The following is a 17,285-nucleotide window of genomic DNA, read 5'->3' on the forward strand; positions in this document are numbered from 1 at the left end:
AAAGATGACTCGGTTTGAATGGATATATAATTATTATGTATATTTATTCACTGGGGGATGAGATGACTTTATCTTCAACGGTAACGCATCGCTCAAAACTACCGGACGTCGGCACCACTATCTTTAGCGTTATTGGACAGCTTTCCGCGCAGCATGACGCAATTAATCTGGCGCAGGGCGCACCCAATTTCCCCTGTGATGAGGCGCTGATCGCCAGCGTCAATCAGGCGATGCGCGCAGATCTTAATCAATATGCGCCAATGACCGGCCATCCCGCGTTAAAAGAGGCGCTGGCGGAGAAAGTTCGGACGCTGTACGGCCAGGCCTATGACGTCGCCAGCGAGGTTCTGATTACCGCCAGCGCCAGCGAAGGTCTGTATGCGGCGATTTCCGGGCTGGTTCATGCCGGCGACGAGGTGATCTTTTTCGAGCCGGCCTTTGACAGCTATGCGCCGGTAGTCCGCTTGCAGGGCGCAACGCCGATTGCGTTAAAGCTGAAGGTGCCGCAGTTTGTCATCGACTGGGATGAGGTGCGCGCGGCTATTACTCCGCGTACCCGGATGATCATTATCAACACGCCGCATAACCCGTCAGGGCAGGTGCTGAGTGCCGAAGATCTGGCGCAGCTTGCTGCGCTGACGCAAAACAGCGACATTATCGTGCTCTCCGATGAGGTATATGAGCATATTCTGTTCGACGGGCGCCGCCATCATAGTATGGCCACCCATCCTGAACTGGCGCAGCGCAGCGTTATCGTCTCATCGTTCGGCAAAACCTTTCATGTTACCGGCTGGCGCGTCGGCTATTGCCTGGCGCCCGCCGAGTTGATGAATGAAGTGGTGAAGGTCCATCAGTTTTTGATGTATGCCGCGGACACGCCAATGCAGGTTGCTTTCGCCGACTGGCTGCGCGAGCCTTCCCACTATCGCTCGCTGGCGGGGTTCTATCAGCAGAAGCGCGATCTGCTGGCGTCACTGCTGCAGGAGTCGCCGTTCGAGCTGCTGCCGACCGCCGGTTCATTTTTTATGCTGGCAAGCTATCGACATTTCAGCGACGAAAGCGACAGCGAAATGGTGAAACGACTGATTATCGAGCATGGCGTCGCCACCATTCCGCTGTCTGCGTTTTATACCGACGGAACGGATAACCGATTGATTCGGCTCTCTTTCGCCAAAGACGAGGCGACGTTACAGGCGGGCGCGCAGGCGCTGTGTCTGTTAAAAGCGCGCTAATCACTGCGAGGAAAAACCATGAAAAAACTGACTATTCTTTGGCTGGCGTTAGGCCTGTTTACGGCGACGCAGGCAGCGGCGCAGGGTTCGCTGCGCTACGGTGTGGAATCCCAATATCCGCCGTTCGAGAGCCGCAACGCGCAGGGCGAGTTGGAAGGTTTCGATATTGAACTGGGCAAGGCGATTTGCCAGGCGGGACATTTTTCCTGCAGCTGGGTGGAGAGCAGCTTCGATGCGCTGATCCCAGGGCTGACAGCGAAAAAGTTCGACGCGATCAATTCGGCGATGAATATCACCGAGGCGCGGATGAAAAGCATCGCCTTTACCCAGCCGATATACCGTATTCCCAGCATGCTGGTGGGCAAGGCGGATGCCGGGCTGCAGCCTGACGCCGCCGGGCTGAAGGGCAAAAATATTGGCGTGCTGCAGGGCTCGATTCAGGAAACCTACGCTAAGCGGCACTGGGAGCCGAACGGCGTAACCGTGACCTCCTATCAGGATCAAAATCAGGTTTATAACGATATGCTGGCCGGGCGCCTGGACGGTACGCTGGTGATGTCGGCCGCCGGGCAGTCTGGCTTCCTGAATAAGCCGCAGGGCAAGGGCTACGCTTTTATCGGCAAGGCGGTGGAGGATGACAAAATCCTCGGCTCCGGCATCGGCTTTGGTCTGCGTAAGGATGATGCTCAGCTGAAAAGCGAGCTGGATGCGGCGATCGGCAAAGTCCAGCAGGACGGCACGCTGCAAAAACTGGCGGCGAAATATTTTCCTGGCATCGACATTAGCGTCAGCAAACCTTAGCAGCCCGGTTGAAAACCGCAGGCGGCAATCGTCCGAACCCGGCCAAAGGGTGCCGGCATCTCTTTTACCCGCTCGCTTTCAAACCGTAATCCGTGGGCGGCTCAGGCCGCCTTATTGATTAATATTCGTGAACAAAATCACAGCCCGCCTTTTTTCCTGACGCAATTCATGAACTCGCTCGCAAATTAATATTCCCGCAATGGAAACCGGTTTCCATTTTGTTTCCTATAGGCAGGTCGAAACCGTGAGAAGGTGAAGGTCATGTATAAAATTATGCTTTGCTGTTCCGCCGGAATGTCCACCAGCATGCTGGTGAAGAAAATGCAGGATGAAGCCGCGAGCCGCGGGCTGGAAGCGGAAATCGCCGCCTTCAGCGCCACCGAGTTTGATGAACGCTTTGCCCATTACGACGTGGTGCTGCTGGGGCCGCAGGTAAAATATATGCAGGAAAGCCTGGCGGCGAAAACTGCCGGCGCGGGCATTCCGGTTGTCACCATCAATATGATGGATTACGGCACCATGCGCGGCGATAAAGTGCTGGACTATGCGCTACAGCTGATTGAGCAGAAAGGGGTGGCATGATGGCGTCACTTTACCAGAGCTTAATTAATATTATTGAGCGTAAGATTACGCCGCTGGCCGGTGCCGTAGGCCAGCAGCGCCATGTTATCGCTATCCGTGACGGCTTTGTCTCGGCGCTGCCGTTTATGATTATCGGCTCGTTTATGCTGGTGTTTATTTTTCCGCCCTTTGCCGCCGACAGCCAGTGGAGCCTGGCGCGCGGCTGGCTCGATTTCTCCCTGCGCCATCGTGACCAGCTGATGCTGCCGTACTATCTCAGCATGGGCGTGATGACCTTTTTTATCTCGGTTGGCATCGGCGCCAGCCTGGGACGTCACTATAAGCTCGATCCGGTGATGACCGGTCTGCTGGCCTTTATGGGTTTTTTATTGGTGGCCGCGCCTTATCAGGACGGTAAAATTTCCACCGATTATTTCTCCGGCCAGGGCATTTTTACCGCCATCCTCACCGCTATCTATACCAGCGAAATTTATGCGCTGCTGAAGCGGAAAAATATCACCATTCGCCTGCCGAAAGAGGTGCCCACCGGCGTGGCGCGCTCGTTTGAAATTTTAATCCCGGTTATTGTCATTGTCGCCACGCTGCATCCGCTTAATTTGCTGGTCGCCTCCTGGACCGGCATGATTATTCCGCAGGCGATTATGCATCTGCTGCAGCCGCTGGTTTCCGCTTCGGATACCCTGCCGGCGGTGCTGCTTTCGGTGCTGATTTGTCAGATCCTGTGGTTTGCCGGTATTCACGGCGCGCTGATCGTCACCGGCATTATGAACCCGTTCTGGCTTACCAACCTGGCCGCCAACCAGGCGGCGCTGGAGGCGGGGCAGGTTCTGCCGCATACCTATCTGATGGGCTTCTGGGATTTCTATTTATTGATTGGCGGCGTCGGCTCCACGCTGCCGCTGGCGTTCCTGCTGCTGCGAAGCCGGGCGGCGCACCTGCGCACCATTGGCAAAATGGGCATCGTGCCGAGCTTTTTTAACATCAACGAACCGATTCTGTTCGGCATGCCGATTATTATGAACCCGCTGTTTTTCCTGCCGTTTATTCTGGTGCCGATGATTAATGCCGTTTTCGCCTGGACCGCCACCAAACTGGGCTGGGTCGCGCAGGTGGTCTCGATGGCACCCTGGACCACGCCAGCGCCGATTGGCGCGTCGTGGGCGGCAAACTGGGCGTTTAGTCCGGTCATTATGTGTCTGTTCTGTATGGCGCTTTCCGCCCTGATGTACCTGCCGTTCGTCAAGGCGTGGGAACGCAGCCTGTTACAGCAGGAAGCGCAGGCGAAACAAAGCTCAACGCTGCCCGGCGCCGGATTGCAAACCCCCTAAGGAGCAACATCATGCACTATCAGTTTCCCGCAGATTTTTGGTGGGGCAGCGCCAGCAGCGCCCCCCAGACCGAAGGCGAAAGCCTGAACTTTGGCAAAAGTGAAACGATCTGGGATCGCTGGTTTGCCGAATCGCCGACCCGTTTTCATGGTCAGGTTGGGCCGGCCAGGACCTCTACTTTTTATCAGCACTGGCGTGAAGATATTGCGCTGCTGAAACAGCTGCGGCACAACACGTTCCGCACCTCGATTGCCTGGTCGCGCTTAATCCCGGACGGGCGCGGCGCGGTTAACCCAGAGGCGGTACGCTTTTATAATCAGATCATTGATGAAATGCTAAGCCAGGGCATTACGCCGTTTATTAACCTGTTCCATTTTGATATGCCGATGGCGATGCAGCAGGCGGGCGGCTGGGAAAACCGCGAGGTGGTTGAGGCTTACGCGGAATATGCGCAAACCTGCTTCCGTTTGTTCGGCGACCGGGTAAAACACTGGTTTACCTTTAATGAGCCGATCGTGCCGGTGGAGGGCGGCTACCTGTATGATTTCCATTACCCTAACGTGGTGGACTTTCGTCGGGCGGCGACCGTGGCTTATCACACTATGCTGGCGCATGCGCGTGCGGTGCAGCTGTTCCGCGCGGGGCAATATCCGGGCGAAATCGGCATCATCCTTAACCTGACGCCGTCATATCCGCGCTCCGCGCATCCGGCGGACCAACAGGCTGCGCATAGTGCCGATCTGCTCTTTAACCGCAGCTTTCTCGATCCGGCGCTGCTGGGTCACTATCCGGCGGAGCTGGTCGCGCTGCTGGCGGAACATCAGCAGCTGCCCGCCTGCCAGCCCGGCGATCAAGCGTTGCTGGCGGAAGGGCGCGTCGATTTACTGGGCATCAACTACTATCAGCCGCGCCGGGTAAAATGCCGCGATTCGCGGGTGGATCCGCAAAGCCCGTTTATGCCGGAGTGGTTTTTTGAACACTATGCGATGCCGGGGCGCAAAATGAACCCGTATCGCGGTTGGGAAATCTATGAAAAGGGCATCTATGACATTCTCAGCAACCTGCGCCAGCATTACGGCAATCCACGCTGTTTTATCTCTGAAAACGGTATGGGCGTTGAGGATGAACCGCGCTTTGAACAGGACGGCCAGATTCAGGATGACTATCGCATCGAATTTGTGCGCGAGCATTTAATCTGGCTGCATCGGGCGCTGCAGGAGGGCTCGCACTGTCTGGGGTATCATATGTGGACCTTTATCGATAATTGGTCATGGTGCAATGCCTATAAAAACCGCTATGGTTTTGTGCAGCTTGATCTTGACAGCCAGCAGCGCCGCGTGAAAAAAAGCGGTGAGTGGTTTGCGCGCGTGGCCAGCGAGCATGGTTTTACGCAAAATAGCGATTGAACGGAGAGATAAGCACCCCTATGGCGAGTATTAATGATGTTTCGCGCCTGGCTAAAGTATCAAAAGCGACCGTTTCCCGGGTGCTTAGCGGCAGTCGCGGCGTTAAGGAAGAGAGCCGCGACGCCGTGCTGCGCGCCGTTGAGAAGCTGAACTATAAACCGAACGTCATTGCTCAGTCTTTGAGCTATCAGAAAACCCACTGTATCGGCGTCATCTGCGCCACCGAACATGTGCAGCAGGCCACCGGCTATCTGCAGGCGCTGGAAAAAGCGCTGAGCCAGGACGGTAAACATCTGCTGCTGCGCTTTGCCAACAGCGCGCCTGCGGTGGCACAGGCGATGGAGGAGCTGGGGGCCGGACGCTGCGATGCGGTCGTGGTGGTGGGTGCGCGCTTTGCGCTGCCGGAAGAGGCGAAACAGGCGGTGCTAATCGATTGTCTCGACGGCGGCGAAGGGCCACAGCTGGCGATTGATTACCAGTTCGCCAGCCTGACCGCCTGTCATTACCTTTTCAGCCAGCAGCGGCGTAAAATCGTGCTGTTTAACTTCAGTCACGGCGAGGCGGCGGAGCAGGTGCTGGCGGGCTATTGCGATGCGCTGGAAAGCGTGGCGCTGCCCTATAACCGTCAGCTTATCTGCGGGCAGGAAGAGTCGGTTAGCGTCGCGCTGCAAACCTTAATCAATCGTCATACCGCTTTCGATGCATTACTGGTGACCGACTATATAAAAAGCCGCGAGGCGATGGCGCTGCTGCGCCGTTATCAGCGTCAGGTGCCACAGGAAGTGATGGTATTCAGCCTGGACGGCGCGGTGCCGGTGGTGGGCGCGCCGGAGATACCGCAAATGGCGTGGCCGCTGGATATGCTGGCTCAGCGGGCGCTGCAGCTGATCAGCGGGGAACAGTCCTGCTTCCCTCCGCTGCGCGGCAGCCTGATTGCGCCCTGAAAAGCGATTTACACATTTCGTGACAACGTCACTTTTTACCTGCTGCCCGGCCTGGCGTTCCGGGCGACGGTAAGAGAAAACAAGCGGCATCGCCTCGCCGCTTGCTTTATCAGGCTTAACTAAACTGCAAATAGGCCACGTGGGTTTGCAGATACTCTTCCAGGCCGTGACGTCCGTCCGCGCCGCCAATTCCTGACTTACGCCAGCCCGCATGGAAACCCTGCATCGCCTCAAAATTTTCCCGGTTGATATAGGTTTCGCCAAATTTTAACTGGCGCAGGGCGGTCATCGCGGTATTAAGGTTTTGCGTATAAAGCGAGGAGGTCAGGCCATATTCGCTGTCGTTAGCCAGCGCAATCGCCTCGTCCAGCGTGCGGAAAGTGGCAACCGGCAATACCGGGCCAAAGATCTCTTCCTGCATAATCGTCATATCCTGTTTAACAGCGCTCAGAATAGTGGGCTGAAAGAAGTAGCCGGTCTCACCGGCCCGTTTGCCGCCGGTGATGAGCTGAGCGCCCTGTTGTAGCGCATGCGCCACTTTTTCTTCCACGCGCTGCAGGGCGGCGGCATTGATCAGCGGCCCCATATCAACGTCACGCCGTTCAGCCGGATTACCCCAGGTTATTGCGCTGAACGCCGCCGTCAGGCGCGTCATAAAGGCGTCATAGATGCCTTCCTGCACGTAAACACGCTCTGCGCAGTTACACACCTGACCGGAATTGATGATGCGCGAGCTGACAATCGCTTTCACCGCCAGGTCAAGATCGGCATCGTCCATCACAATCGCGGGCGCTTTGCCGCCCAGCTCAAGCGACACCTTAGTGACGTTCTGCGCCGCCGCCGTCATGGTCTGGATACCGGCATTGACGCTGCCGGTCAGGCTGACCATTCCCACTTTCGGATTGGCGGCCAGCTCCTGACCGACCACCGGACCATAGCCGAAAACAATATTAAACACGCCTTTAGGCAGGCCCACCTGCTGCACGATTTCTGCAAAAATCACCGCGTTGAGCGGGGTAACTTCGCTTGGCTTCAGCACAATCGTGTTGCCGGTGATCAGCGCCGGCGCCGCTTTACGCGCGATCAGAAAGAAAGGAAAGTTCCACGGCAAAATGCCGGTGGTGACGCCAATCGCCTTTTTAAAAACGAAAATATTTTCGTTAGGGCGATCGCTCTGCACAATTTCGCCCTCATAACGGCGCGCCCACTCCGCCATATAGTCGAGATAGTCGGCGGTGAACAGCACTTCGGTTTGCGCCAGACCCTGGGTTTTGCCGCCTTCGGCAACGATCGTCGCGGTCAGCTCCGGCTCGCGCTGGCGTATTGCGGCGGCTATTTTATGCAGCCAGACGCCGCGCTCTACCGCTGGCAGCGCTTCCCATTGCGGCTGCGCGGCTTCAGCCGCATCGATAGCGCGCTGCGCATCTTCGCGGCTGCCTTCCGGCACCTGCGCAATCACGGCTTCCGTTGCCGGGTTGATCACATCAATCCATGCGCCCTGATGAGACTGAAATTCGCCGTCGATATACATTTGTTTTTGAATGGTTGCCATGCGTCAGCTCTCCGTTATCAATTCTGCTTCTTCTGGTTAATAAAAAGATATGCAATTGTTGAATGTTGCCACCTTGACCTGAGCGCAGGGATTTAACCTTCCGCTGAATGCCATCCCATTTTATGAACTGGCAAAAATACACGGGTTGACCTGACGTCGCTGGCATAACCTGAAATTAATCTTGCGCAGCAATGATTTAGCGCCTAATGCGCCGGCAAGGGCGCGGCAGGGACATTGTAGTGAATTTGTGATCGTCATCGCGGGCACCTGCTGTTTTTTGCCACTACGGTTCGCAGGCGGGCAGTCAGCGAAAGGCTGGTGGGGAAATGAACTCTTTAGACTCGCGGTAACCGGGAGAGCCTTCTCCTGCTGGCCTCAACCTTACTAAGGAATAACGATGAACAACGCAATCCTTGCCGGCATTCTCTGGCATCTGGTCGGCGCTGCCAGCGCCGCCTGTTTTTATGCCCCTTTTAAACGGGTCAGACACTGGTCATGGGAAACAATGTGGTCAGTGGGCGGCGTGATGTCATGGTTGATTCTGCCATGGGCCGTTAGCGCGGTGCTGCTGCCTGATTTCTGGGGATACTTTCAACAGTTCAGTTTGTCGCAGCTGCTGCCGGTGTTTTTGTTTGGCGCAATGTGGGGGATAGGCAACATTAACTACGGGTTAACAATGCGCTATCTTGGCATGTCGATGGGTATTGGTATCGCCATCGGGATTACGCTGGTGGTGGGTACGCTGATGACGCCACTCCTGCAGGGGCGTTTTATGGTGCTGTTCAGCTCCGCTGGCGGACGTATGACGCTGCTGGGCGTGCTGATTGCGCTGGTCGGCGTGATCATCGTTTCCCGCGCCGGTTTCCTGAAAGAACGTGCGCTGGGCATCAGTGCGGAAGAGTTCAACCTGAAAAAGGGCCTGGTGCTGGCGGTGCTGTGCGGTATTTTTTCCGCCGGGATGTCATTTGCTATGGATGCGGCAAAACCAATGCACGAGGCTGCCGCTGCCGCCGGGATTAATCCGCTCTACGTGGCGCTGCCGAGCTATGTGGTGATCATGGGCGGTGGGGCGCTGGTGAATCTGGCATATTGCTTTGTGCGGCTGGCGGTGAAGCCGTCGCTGTCGATCAAAGCCGATTTCTCACTGGCGAAGCCGCTGCTGGGCGCGAATATCGCCTTTGCTATGCTCGGCGGCCTGATGTGGTATCTGCAGTTCTTTTTCTATGCCTGGGGCCACGCCAATATTCCGGCGCAGTATGACTTTGTCAGCTGGATGCTGCACATGAGCCTGTATGTGCTGTGCGGCGGCATTGTCGGGTTGCTGATGAAAGAGTGGCATGCGGTAGGCCGTCGTCCGGTCAGGGTGCTGTCCGTGGGTTGTCTGGTAATTATTCTGGCGGCGAACGTGGTCGGTATGGGAATGGCCGGTTAACCGGCGGGCGGCCTGGCTGCAGTAGAACCAGGCCGCTCCCAGACTCAGGCCGTTGCAGCGTTCGGGTGGTTAAAGGGAAAGGGCCAGCGGTAAAGTTCGGGCCAGCGGTTAAACAGACCAGGGCCGGGCTATTTTTGCTGTTCCGGCAGCAGCTGTAGTTTGCCGGGACGTTCAAAGCGCTGGCGCCAGGCGCTGGGGGTAAAGCCGGTTTCGCGCGTAAAGACGGCGGAAAAGTAGTTGCTGTCATCAAAGCCGCAGCGGGCCGCCACTTCACCAATCAGTAAGGCCGTATTGCGCAGCAGATATTTAGCCTGGCACAGCTGCAGCTGGCGCAGGTAATGGCCAATAGTCATACCGGTTTGCTGACGAAACAGCTGCTTCAGGGCGCGCTCGCTTAGCCGGTTATGCTGGCAAAAGGCGGCAAGATCGAAGGAACGGGCGGTGCTGGCCTGAATGGCGGACATCAGCAGATCGAGCTGTTCGCCTTCCGGCAGCTCGCCGGCGCGCTCGGCCACGTAGCGATGACGCCGCAGGATAAGCGCCAGCTGCAGAAACAGCGCCTCCGCCAGCTGCATGGAGAGCATATCGGTTTTACGGCTTTCCTGCTCCAGCTGCAAAATCACGCCGCGCGCCAGCGCCATGCCGCGCGTGGTTAATCGCCAGTGGGCGCGATAGTCCGCGTCATCCAGCGGCAACAGCTGGCTCCAGTCCAGCCCCAGCCGAAAGCGCTCCGGGCAATAAAGTATATTATCCAGCACCAGGTCGTTTACTGATTCATAGCTGTGGCAGTCGCTGTGCTGGATATAAAACAGATCGCCGCAGGTCACCAGCCAGGGGCGATCGTTAAGCACATGCAGACCGTTACCGCGCCAGACGATAACGATCTCGCTGAATTCATGGCGATGGGGCGGAAAAGAGGGCTGCGGCGCACGGTCGGCTACCGCCACCGGCATCGCTTCAGAGGGAAAATAGTCCGCCTTCGCCAGGATTAACCCCATGCTGTTCTCCTGTTACCACATCTGCTGCCGCTCGGCGCGCGGCGCGCAGCCAAATTCACGACGAAACAGCGTCGAAAAGTGATTACTGTCGCCAAAGCCGCACTGAAACGCAATATCCGTAATCCGCATTTCGCTGTGGCGCAGCAGGTGACGCGCCTGTAAAAGGCGCAGCCGGTTAAGATAGCGCTGCGGCGTGCTGCCGGTTTGCTGTTTAAGCTGGCGGTGCAGGGTACGCAGCGAAAGCGAAAAGCGATCGGCCAGCGCATCCCAGTCAATATCTTCGCTGTAGTGTTCGTTAAGCCAGTCAAGCAGGCGCAGCAGGCGGGCTTCCTGCGCATCGCTCTCCTGTTCCCGGCAGCCCTGGCGCAGCAGAACCAGCAGCTGCATAAAGGTTAGCTCCTGTTGCACGCGCTGCTCCATCGCATCGCTGCCGTCAGGCTCCTGCAACTGCGCCACCAGCGTTTTCGCCTGCGCCATTACCCGATTACTGATGCGCCAGTGGGAAGGGTAACGGCCATCGCACTCCTGCGGCAGTAAATCCTGCAGCCCGGTAAGGAAGCGAAACGCCTGCGGGCCACGCCACAGCACATTAGTCAGGAATAAATTTTCCGTCTGCTCATACAGATGCCGATCGTGATCGCGTACAAAACAAACGCAGCCGCCGCACAACGACTGTGGCTGGCCGTTAAAAATATGAATGCCCGCACCCTGTTCCACCAGGACGATTTCATGAAAATCATGGTGATGCTCAGGAAAAACGCCCTGCGGCGCACGAGGTTCAATCGCTACCGGCAGATCGCCATTCGGAAAAAAATCGGCGCTATGTAATACGGTCATGATGCGTCCTTATTTACCTCTGTGTGACCGATACTAACCAGCAGGCGCTTAACTTACCTTGAATTTTGCACCGCAAAACAGGGTTAACCGGTTAATTTTTCCAGAAACAGCTGGAAAACTTCAGAATTGCGGCAAGGGTCACACCGTGTTACGGCAACAGGGAAAAATGGATTTGTGAGCTGCTTCACGTCCTTCTTTACGCCCCTGCCAGCCGGATAAAAGATTGGCACTCTCAGCAAGGTGCAGAATTCACAGCTTTTTACACTGGTGAGCATGTTTCATCAGGAAGCGAATCTTATGACGCACCGCAATTTTGTTGCCATCGATCTCGGCGCCTCCAGCGGCCGTATTATGCTGGCGCGCTACCAGCCGGAGACGCAGGCGCTAACGCTGGAGCAGGTTAGCCGCTTTGCTAATCAACGTTGTCAGATTGACGGATATGACTGCTGGGATATTGACGCGCTGGAGCAGGCGATTCGTGATGGTCTGGAGCAGCTGCTGGAGAGCGGCGTTGTGCCGGACAGTATCGGCATCGATACCTGGGGCGTAGATATGATCATGCTCGACCAGGCGGGCAAACGCGTCGGCCTGCCGGTTTCCTATCGCGATAAGCGCACTCACGGCATGATGGCGCAGGCGCAGCGCGAGCTGGGCCGCGATCTTATCTGGCAGCACACCGGCATTCAGTTCCTGCCGTTTAATACCCTTTATCAGCTGCGCGCCTTCAGCCAGGCGCATCCTGACCAGCGGGATCGCGTTGCGCATGCCCTGATGATCCCGGATTATCTGCAGTACCGTTTGACCGGTCAGCTGAACTGGGAATACACCAACGCCAGCACCACGCAGCTGCTTAACCTGGCTACCGGCGAGTGGGACAGCGCGCTGCTGAACTGGGCAGGCGCGCGCGCCGAGTGGTTTGGCAGGCCGCGGTTACCCGGCACGCCGGTGGGAGAATGGCAGAGCCGCAGCGGATTACGTATTCCGGTCGTGGCCGTCGCCACGCACGATACCGCCAGCGCAGTGTTGGCGACGCCGTTAACCGGCAACGACGAGGCGTATCTTTGCTCAGGCACCTGGTCGCTGTTGGGCTTTGAAAGCCGGACGCCGTTTAATAACGGCGCTGCGCTGGAGACCAATATCACCAATGAAGGCGGCGCGGAAGGGCGCTATCGCGTACTGAAAAATATTATGGGGCTGTGGCTGCTGCAGCGCGTCTGCGATGAACTGCAAATCGCTGACCTTTGCGCGTTGATTGATGAGGCCGCACATTATCCCGCCTGCCTGTCAATTATCGACGCCAACGATGCGCGTTTTATCAATCCGGCCAGCATGGTGCGGGAAATTCAGGATGCCTGCGTAGAGCAGGCGATGCCGGTACCGCACAGTCCGGTTGCGCTGGCACGCTGTATTTTCGATAGCCTGGCGCTGCTTTATCGTCAGGTGAGCGAAGAGCTGGCCGCGCTACGCGGCGCGGCCTTTAAGCGCCTGCATATTGTGGGCGGCGGCAGTCAGAACCCGCTGCTGAATCAGCTGTGCGCCAACGCCTGCCAGTTGCCGATTAGCATCGGTCCGATTGAAGCCTCGACGCTGGGCAACATTGGCAGCCAGCTTATCGCCCACGGCGAAATGGCGGATGTAAACGCCTTCCGTCGCTGCGTCGCGCAAAATTTTCCTTCTCATCTTATTCAACCTAACTCAGACAGCGCGCTAACCGACGGCTGGTCGCGTTTTCAGGCGCTGAAACAACCGCGTAAGGAACTATGCTTATGACCAGGCTTACAGAACAGGCTTTTGAACTGGCGAAACAGCGATATGCTGATAACGGCGTCGATGTCGAGGCCGCAATGAATCAGCTGGATACCATCCCGGTATCCATGCATTGCTGGCAAGGGGACGACGTGCGCGGTTTCGAAAACCCACAGGGCGCGCTGACCGGCGGTATTCAGGCCACCGGTAACTATCCGGGCCGCGCGCGTAACGCGCTTGAGCTGCGGGCGGATGTCGATGTTGCGCTGGGGCTTATCCCTGGACCGAAGCGTTTTAATCTGCATGCCATTTATCTGGAAAGCGATGGACCGGTGGATCGTAATGAGATCGAACCGCAACACTTCGCCAACTGGGTCACCTGGGCTAAAGAGCGTCAGCTGGGGCTCGATTTTAACCCGACCTGTTTTTCTCATCCGCTGAGCGCCGACGGCTTTACGCTATCGCACGAGGATGATCATATCCGTCAGTTCTGGATCGATCACTGCAAAGCGAGCCGTAAGGTTTCCGCCTGGTTCGGCGAGCAGCTGGGTACGCCGTCGGTCATGAATATCTGGGTGCCGGACGGCATGAAAGACCTGACCGTCGATCGTCTGGCGCCGCGCCAGCGGCTGATGCAGGCGCTGGATGAGGTGCTGGCCGAGAAGCTTGATCCGGCGCATCATATCGATGCCGTTGAAAGCAAGCTGTTCGGCATCGGCGCGGAAAGCTACACGGTAGGCTCCAACGAATTCTACCTGGGCTACGCCACCAGCCGTCAGACTGCCCTGACGCTGGACGCGGGCCATTTCCATCCCACCGAAATGATCTCCGACAAAATCTCCACCGTGATGCTGTATGTACCGCGCCTGCTGCTGCACGTCAGCCGCCCGGTTCGCTGGGACAGCGACCATGTCGTGCTGCTGGATGATGAAACCCAGGCGATAGCGCATGAGATCGTGCGGCAGAAGCTGTTCGATAAAGTCCATATCGGCCTTGATTTCTTCGATGCCTCGATTAACCGGATCGCTGCCTGGGTTATCGGTACGCGTAACGCCAAAAAAGCGCTGCTGCGCGCGCTGCTGGAGCCAACCGATAAGCTGCGCGCCATTGAATCTGCCGGCGACTACACCACGCGTCTGGCATTGCTGGAAGAGCAAAAATCGCTGCCGTGGCAGGCGGTATGGGAAAGCTACTGCCTGCGTCACGATGTGCCGGCGGATGCTGGCTGGCTGCGCAACGTGCGCGATTATGAAGAACAGATCCTCAGTCAACGGTAAGGATGTCACTTATGCAATCGATTCTTTCTTCCTGGTTTGTCCAGGGAATGGTAAAGGCCACCAGCGACATGTGGCTAAAAGGCTGGGATGAGCGCAACGGCGGCAATGTGACTATGCGCCTGCTGCCGGAAGAGGTCGCCGCGTTCGAACAGGATTTTGTCGCTGAGCCGCGCTGCATCGAACTGAGCCGTCGGCGCCGGGGCTGGCTAATGACTGGTTTATCGTTACCGGTTCCGGCAAGTTCTTCCGCAATGTTCAGCTCGATCCCGCTGACTGTCTGGCGCTGCTGCAGGTGGATGATAAAGGCCTCTCCTATAAAATTCACTGGGGACTGGTGAACGGCGGCGTGCCAACCTCTGAGCTGGCCTCGCATTTCCAGTCGCACAGCGTACGCAAACAGCTGACCAACGGCGCCGATCGGGTAATTATGCACTGCCACGCCACTAACTTTATGGCGTTGAGCTATGTGGTGGAGCTGGACTCGGCGCGTTTCACCCGCCTGCTGTGGGAAGGCAGCACCGAATGCCTGGTGGTTTTCCCTGATGGCGTAGGCATTGTGCCCTGGATGGTGCCCGGCACCGATGAAATTGGCGATGCCACCGCCGGACAGATGCAGTCGCACAGCCTGGTGATGTGGCCTTTCCACGGTATTTTCGGCGCGGGACCGACGCTGGATGAAACCTTTGGCCTGATCGACACCGCCGAGAAATCGTCGGAAGTGCTGGTGAAGGTGATTTCTATGGGCGGGCTGCGCCAGAGCATTACCACAGAGCAGCTGGTGGCGCTGGGTAAACGGTTTAACGTTAATCCGTGGCAGGCAGCGCTGGATACGGGACCGGCCAATGTTGCGTAAAGCCTTTGTGATGCAGGTGTATCCACACTGCCATGAAGCCTATCAGCAGCGCCACTCACCTGTCTGGCCTGAGCTGGAGCAGACGTTAAAGGCGCACGGGGCGCATCATTACAGCATTTTTCTGGATGAGCAGCGCAACCTGCTGTTTGCTTACGTGGAGATCGAATCGGAAGAGCGCTGGGAAGCGGTAGCGCAGACTGAGATATGTCAACGCTGGTGGGCATCAATGCGCGAGCTTATGCCCGCTAATGCGGATAACAGTCCGGTGAGCCAGCCGCTGAAGCCGGTATTTTACCTGGAGTAGCGGGCAGGTTAAGGCTTGCCAGCACGGCGGTAAACGCGACCAGTAAAAAAGGGGCCTGATGGCCCCTTATTTTTTTAGGTTAACCGTTGCTACGCAGCTGCGGATAGCGCCGGAAAATAAAGATGCACCAGAACAGCGCCAGCAGGCCAATGATTGCGCCGACATTGCCGACATCCGCCATTTTAGAATGCAGGCTGACCTGATTACCCAACAGCGCACCCGCGCCAATCCCGATATTGTAGATGCCGGAAAAAAGCGACATCGCCACGTCGGTGGCGTCCGGAGCCAGCGACAGCACGCGTACCTGCATCGCCAGGCCAATCGTCATCATGCCCATGCCCCAGATAACACACAGTACTGAGACCGCAACCGGATGAACCGCCGCGAACAGTAGCAGCCCCATGCACAGCGTAATCAGCCCGATAGCGCTAAGCAGCAGAGCGGAAGGGAATTTGTTCCCCAGCGCGCTAAAGATAATGCTGCCCACGATGCCGGCCGTGCCAAAAATCAACAGCAGGAAAGTGGTAAAGTTTTCGCCCTGCGAGGCAATTACCTGCATAAACGGCTCAATATAGCTGTAGGCGGTATAGTGCGCGGTCACTACCAGCGTAACCAGCAGATACATGCCGACCAGCGCCGGACGTCTGAACAGCATCGGTACGCTGCCAAGCGAGCCGGTATGCTCACTCGGCAGTTTCGGCAGCAGCTTAATCAGCATCAGCATTAAAACCAGCGCCGATGCGCCGATCATGCCGAAGGTAATACGCCAGCCAAGATACTGGCCGATGATCCGCCCAATCGGTACGCCCAAAACCATCGCCAGCGCGGTCCCGGTAGCCAGCATGCTGAGCGCCTGAGTTTTCTTACCGGCAGGGGCGACGCGAATCGCCAGCGAGGCGGTAATCGACCAGAAAATAGCGTGGGCCAGCGCAATGCCGATACGTGACAGCACCAGCACCCAAAAATTCCAGGCCAGCAGTGACAGAATATGACTCAGGGTGAACAGCAGGAAAATCACCGTCAGCAACAGACGACGCTCTACGTTGCGCGTCGCCAGCATCAGCGGCAACGACATCAAAGCCACCACCCAGGCATAAATGGTCAGCATAACGCCCACTTCCGGCGTGCTCATGGAAAACGACGCGGCAATATCAGAAAGCAGGCCCACCGGTACAAACTCGGTGGTATTGAATATAAAAGCTGCGACGGCCAGCAGTACAACGCGTAGCCAGGCCGTTTTACGGGAAACAGGTGTTTGCATAGGAATAAATGGATGCCAGACGTGTTAACAGAATCGATGATTTCATCACCAAAAGGTGATTTACATCACATTTAATGACTATTGTGGTCGATTTATAGCAAGAGTGAAACAGTGCGATAAAAAAATTATCTTCACAGAGGCTTGCCCGCTCCAACAGGGAGCGGCTGCATGGCATCCGACTCTGACGGCTAAGGAAGACTAAGCGACGCCAAAGCCTAAAATAAGCTGTGCAGTCTGAAATATCAGCACGAAGGCATTATTGTAGTAACAGACTGATTTTTGATGATTTTTTCTTTATTTTTCCGCTGCGGGCAGCAGGTTTTACATCCTTCGGCATAGGCATAATATTTTCTCGCCTGCTTAATGGCATCAAGCGGTGCATAGAAAGTGCCTAAGAAAAAACGATCGTTCAGGGACGGAAGCGAAGGGCAATGGGCAGTATGAACCCGATAAACACCCGCCGATCCTGCCTTAGTATTAACGTAATAATATTTACCCATGATCAATATCCTGTTGGCGTAATGTTTTGCAACATAGTTGTTTAATATAAGGTGTTTTTGCAAAAAGCCAAATAAAAATAAAATGAGCGGCATCATAGGGCAAAAACTAATAATGAAAGCAATTATTTTTATTAATTAATTTCTTTATTAAACATCAGGTTATGTTCGTTTTCGCGCGAAGTTTCCCACAGGCGGGCAGGGCGCGGTAAAAAATGAGACGCTTATTTCTACG

The 17,285-nt window shown here is 56.4% G+C and carries 15 protein-coding genes and 1 pseudogene; 11 read left to right on the top strand and 5 right to left on the bottom strand.

Annotation, left to right across the window (positions count from 1 at the left end):
* The first annotated feature begins 62 nt into the window (after positions 1–62).
* The 6 genes from COO59_RS03735 to COO59_RS03760 all read left to right on the top strand — a co-directional run bounded on the left by COO59_RS03735 (position 63) and on the right by COO59_RS03760 (position 6,293).
* Entirely contained in the window at positions 63–1,232 is a 1,170-nt protein-coding gene (locus COO59_RS03735) for a methionine aminotransferase (RefSeq protein WP_103058702.1), read from the top strand.
* Positions 1,233–1,250: 18 nt separating this feature from the next.
* Positions 1,251–2,033: a transporter substrate-binding domain-containing protein gene (locus COO59_RS03740; protein ID WP_103058504.1), complete on the top strand. Its 783-nt coding sequence runs from the start codon at positions 1,251–1,253 to the stop codon at positions 2,031–2,033.
* 261 nt (positions 2,034–2,294) lie between these two features.
* Positions 2,295–2,615, top strand: coding sequence for a PTS sugar transporter subunit IIB (locus tag COO59_RS03745; protein ID WP_103058505.1), 321 nt, complete (start codon positions 2,295–2,297; stop codon positions 2,613–2,615).
* Positions 2,615–3,943: a PTS sugar transporter subunit IIC gene (locus COO59_RS03750; RefSeq protein ID WP_103058506.1), complete on the top strand. Its 1,329-nt coding sequence runs from the start codon at positions 2,615–2,617 to the stop codon at positions 3,941–3,943. Before COO59_RS03745 ends, COO59_RS03750 begins: the two co-directional genes overlap by 1 nt.
* 11 nt (positions 3,944–3,954) lie before the next feature.
* Complete coding sequence (locus COO59_RS03755; RefSeq protein ID WP_103058507.1) at positions 3,955–5,349, top strand: glycoside hydrolase family 1 protein; 1,395 nt, start codon at positions 3,955–3,957, stop codon at positions 5,347–5,349.
* A gap of 20 nt (positions 5,350–5,369) precedes the next feature.
* Complete coding sequence (locus COO59_RS03760) at positions 5,370–6,293, top strand: LacI family DNA-binding transcriptional regulator (protein WP_103058508.1); 924 nt, start codon at positions 5,370–5,372, stop codon at positions 6,291–6,293.
* Positions 6,294–6,408: 115 nt separating this feature from the next.
* On the opposite strand, the gene aldA is transcribed toward COO59_RS03760, so the two are convergent.
* A complete protein-coding gene (gene aldA / locus COO59_RS03765) occupies positions 6,409–7,845 on the bottom strand; it encodes an aldehyde dehydrogenase (protein ID WP_103058509.1) in 1,437 nt (478 codons plus the stop codon).
* A 397-nt stretch (positions 7,846–8,242) separates the two neighbouring features.
* On the opposite strand from aldA, the gene rhaT reads away from it, so the two are divergent.
* Positions 8,243–9,277 carry an L-rhamnose/proton symporter RhaT gene (rhaT, locus tag COO59_RS03770; RefSeq protein ID WP_103058510.1) on the top strand — a complete coding sequence of 345 codons (1,035 nt, stop codon included), beginning with the start codon at positions 8,243–8,245 and terminating at the stop codon, positions 9,275–9,277.
* A gap of 128 nt (positions 9,278–9,405) precedes the next feature.
* On the opposite strand, the gene rhaR is transcribed toward rhaT, so the two are convergent.
* Together rhaR and rhaS are read right to left on the bottom strand one after the other, a co-directional pair.
* On the bottom strand, positions 9,406–10,275 hold the full coding sequence (rhaR, locus tag COO59_RS03775; protein WP_103058511.1) for an HTH-type transcriptional activator RhaR: 870 nt from the start codon (positions 10,273–10,275) through the stop codon (positions 9,406–9,408).
* Between the two features lie 12 nt (positions 10,276–10,287).
* Entirely contained in the window at positions 10,288–11,112 is an 825-nt protein-coding gene (gene rhaS, locus COO59_RS03780; RefSeq protein ID WP_103058512.1) for an HTH-type transcriptional activator RhaS, read from the bottom strand.
* A gap of 297 nt (positions 11,113–11,409) precedes the next feature.
* Here rhaS and rhaB point away from each other — a divergent pair, with 297 nt between their 5' ends.
* The 4 genes and pseudogenes from rhaB to rhaM all read left to right on the top strand — a co-directional run bounded on the left by rhaB (position 11,410) and on the right by rhaM (position 15,292).
* Complete coding sequence (gene rhaB / locus COO59_RS03785) at positions 11,410–12,882, top strand: rhamnulokinase (protein ID WP_103058703.1); 1,473 nt, start codon at positions 11,410–11,412, stop codon at positions 12,880–12,882.
* Positions 12,879–14,135 carry an L-rhamnose isomerase gene (locus tag COO59_RS03790; protein WP_103058513.1) on the top strand — a complete coding sequence of 419 codons (1,257 nt, stop codon included), beginning with the start codon at positions 12,879–12,881 and terminating at the stop codon, positions 14,133–14,135. Before rhaB ends, COO59_RS03790 begins: the two co-directional genes overlap by 4 nt.
* 11 nt (positions 14,136–14,146) lie before the next feature.
* Positions 14,147–14,988: pseudogene (gene rhaD, locus COO59_RS03795) on the top strand (rhamnulose-1-phosphate aldolase).
* Positions 14,978–15,292: an L-rhamnose mutarotase gene (rhaM, locus tag COO59_RS03800; RefSeq protein WP_103058514.1), complete on the top strand. Its 315-nt coding sequence runs from the start codon at positions 14,978–14,980 to the stop codon at positions 15,290–15,292. Before rhaD ends, rhaM begins: the two are co-directional and overlap by 11 nt.
* A gap of 79 nt (positions 15,293–15,371) precedes the next feature.
* Here the strand turns inward: rhaM and COO59_RS03805 are convergent, their stop codons facing one another.
* Both COO59_RS03805 and COO59_RS03810 read right to left on the bottom strand, forming a co-directional pair.
* Positions 15,372–16,553, bottom strand: coding sequence for a sugar transporter (locus tag COO59_RS03805; RefSeq protein WP_103058515.1), 1,182 nt, complete (start codon positions 16,551–16,553; stop codon positions 15,372–15,374).
* A gap of 242 nt (positions 16,554–16,795) precedes the next feature.
* Complete coding sequence (locus tag COO59_RS03810) at positions 16,796–17,053, bottom strand: hypothetical protein (RefSeq protein WP_103058516.1); 258 nt, start codon at positions 17,051–17,053, stop codon at positions 16,796–16,798.
* Positions 17,054–17,285: the final 232 nt, after the last annotated feature.

This window comes from Mixta theicola (assembly GCF_002895925.1).
GTDB lineage: Bacteria > Pseudomonadota > Gammaproteobacteria > Enterobacterales > Enterobacteriaceae > Mixta > Mixta theicola.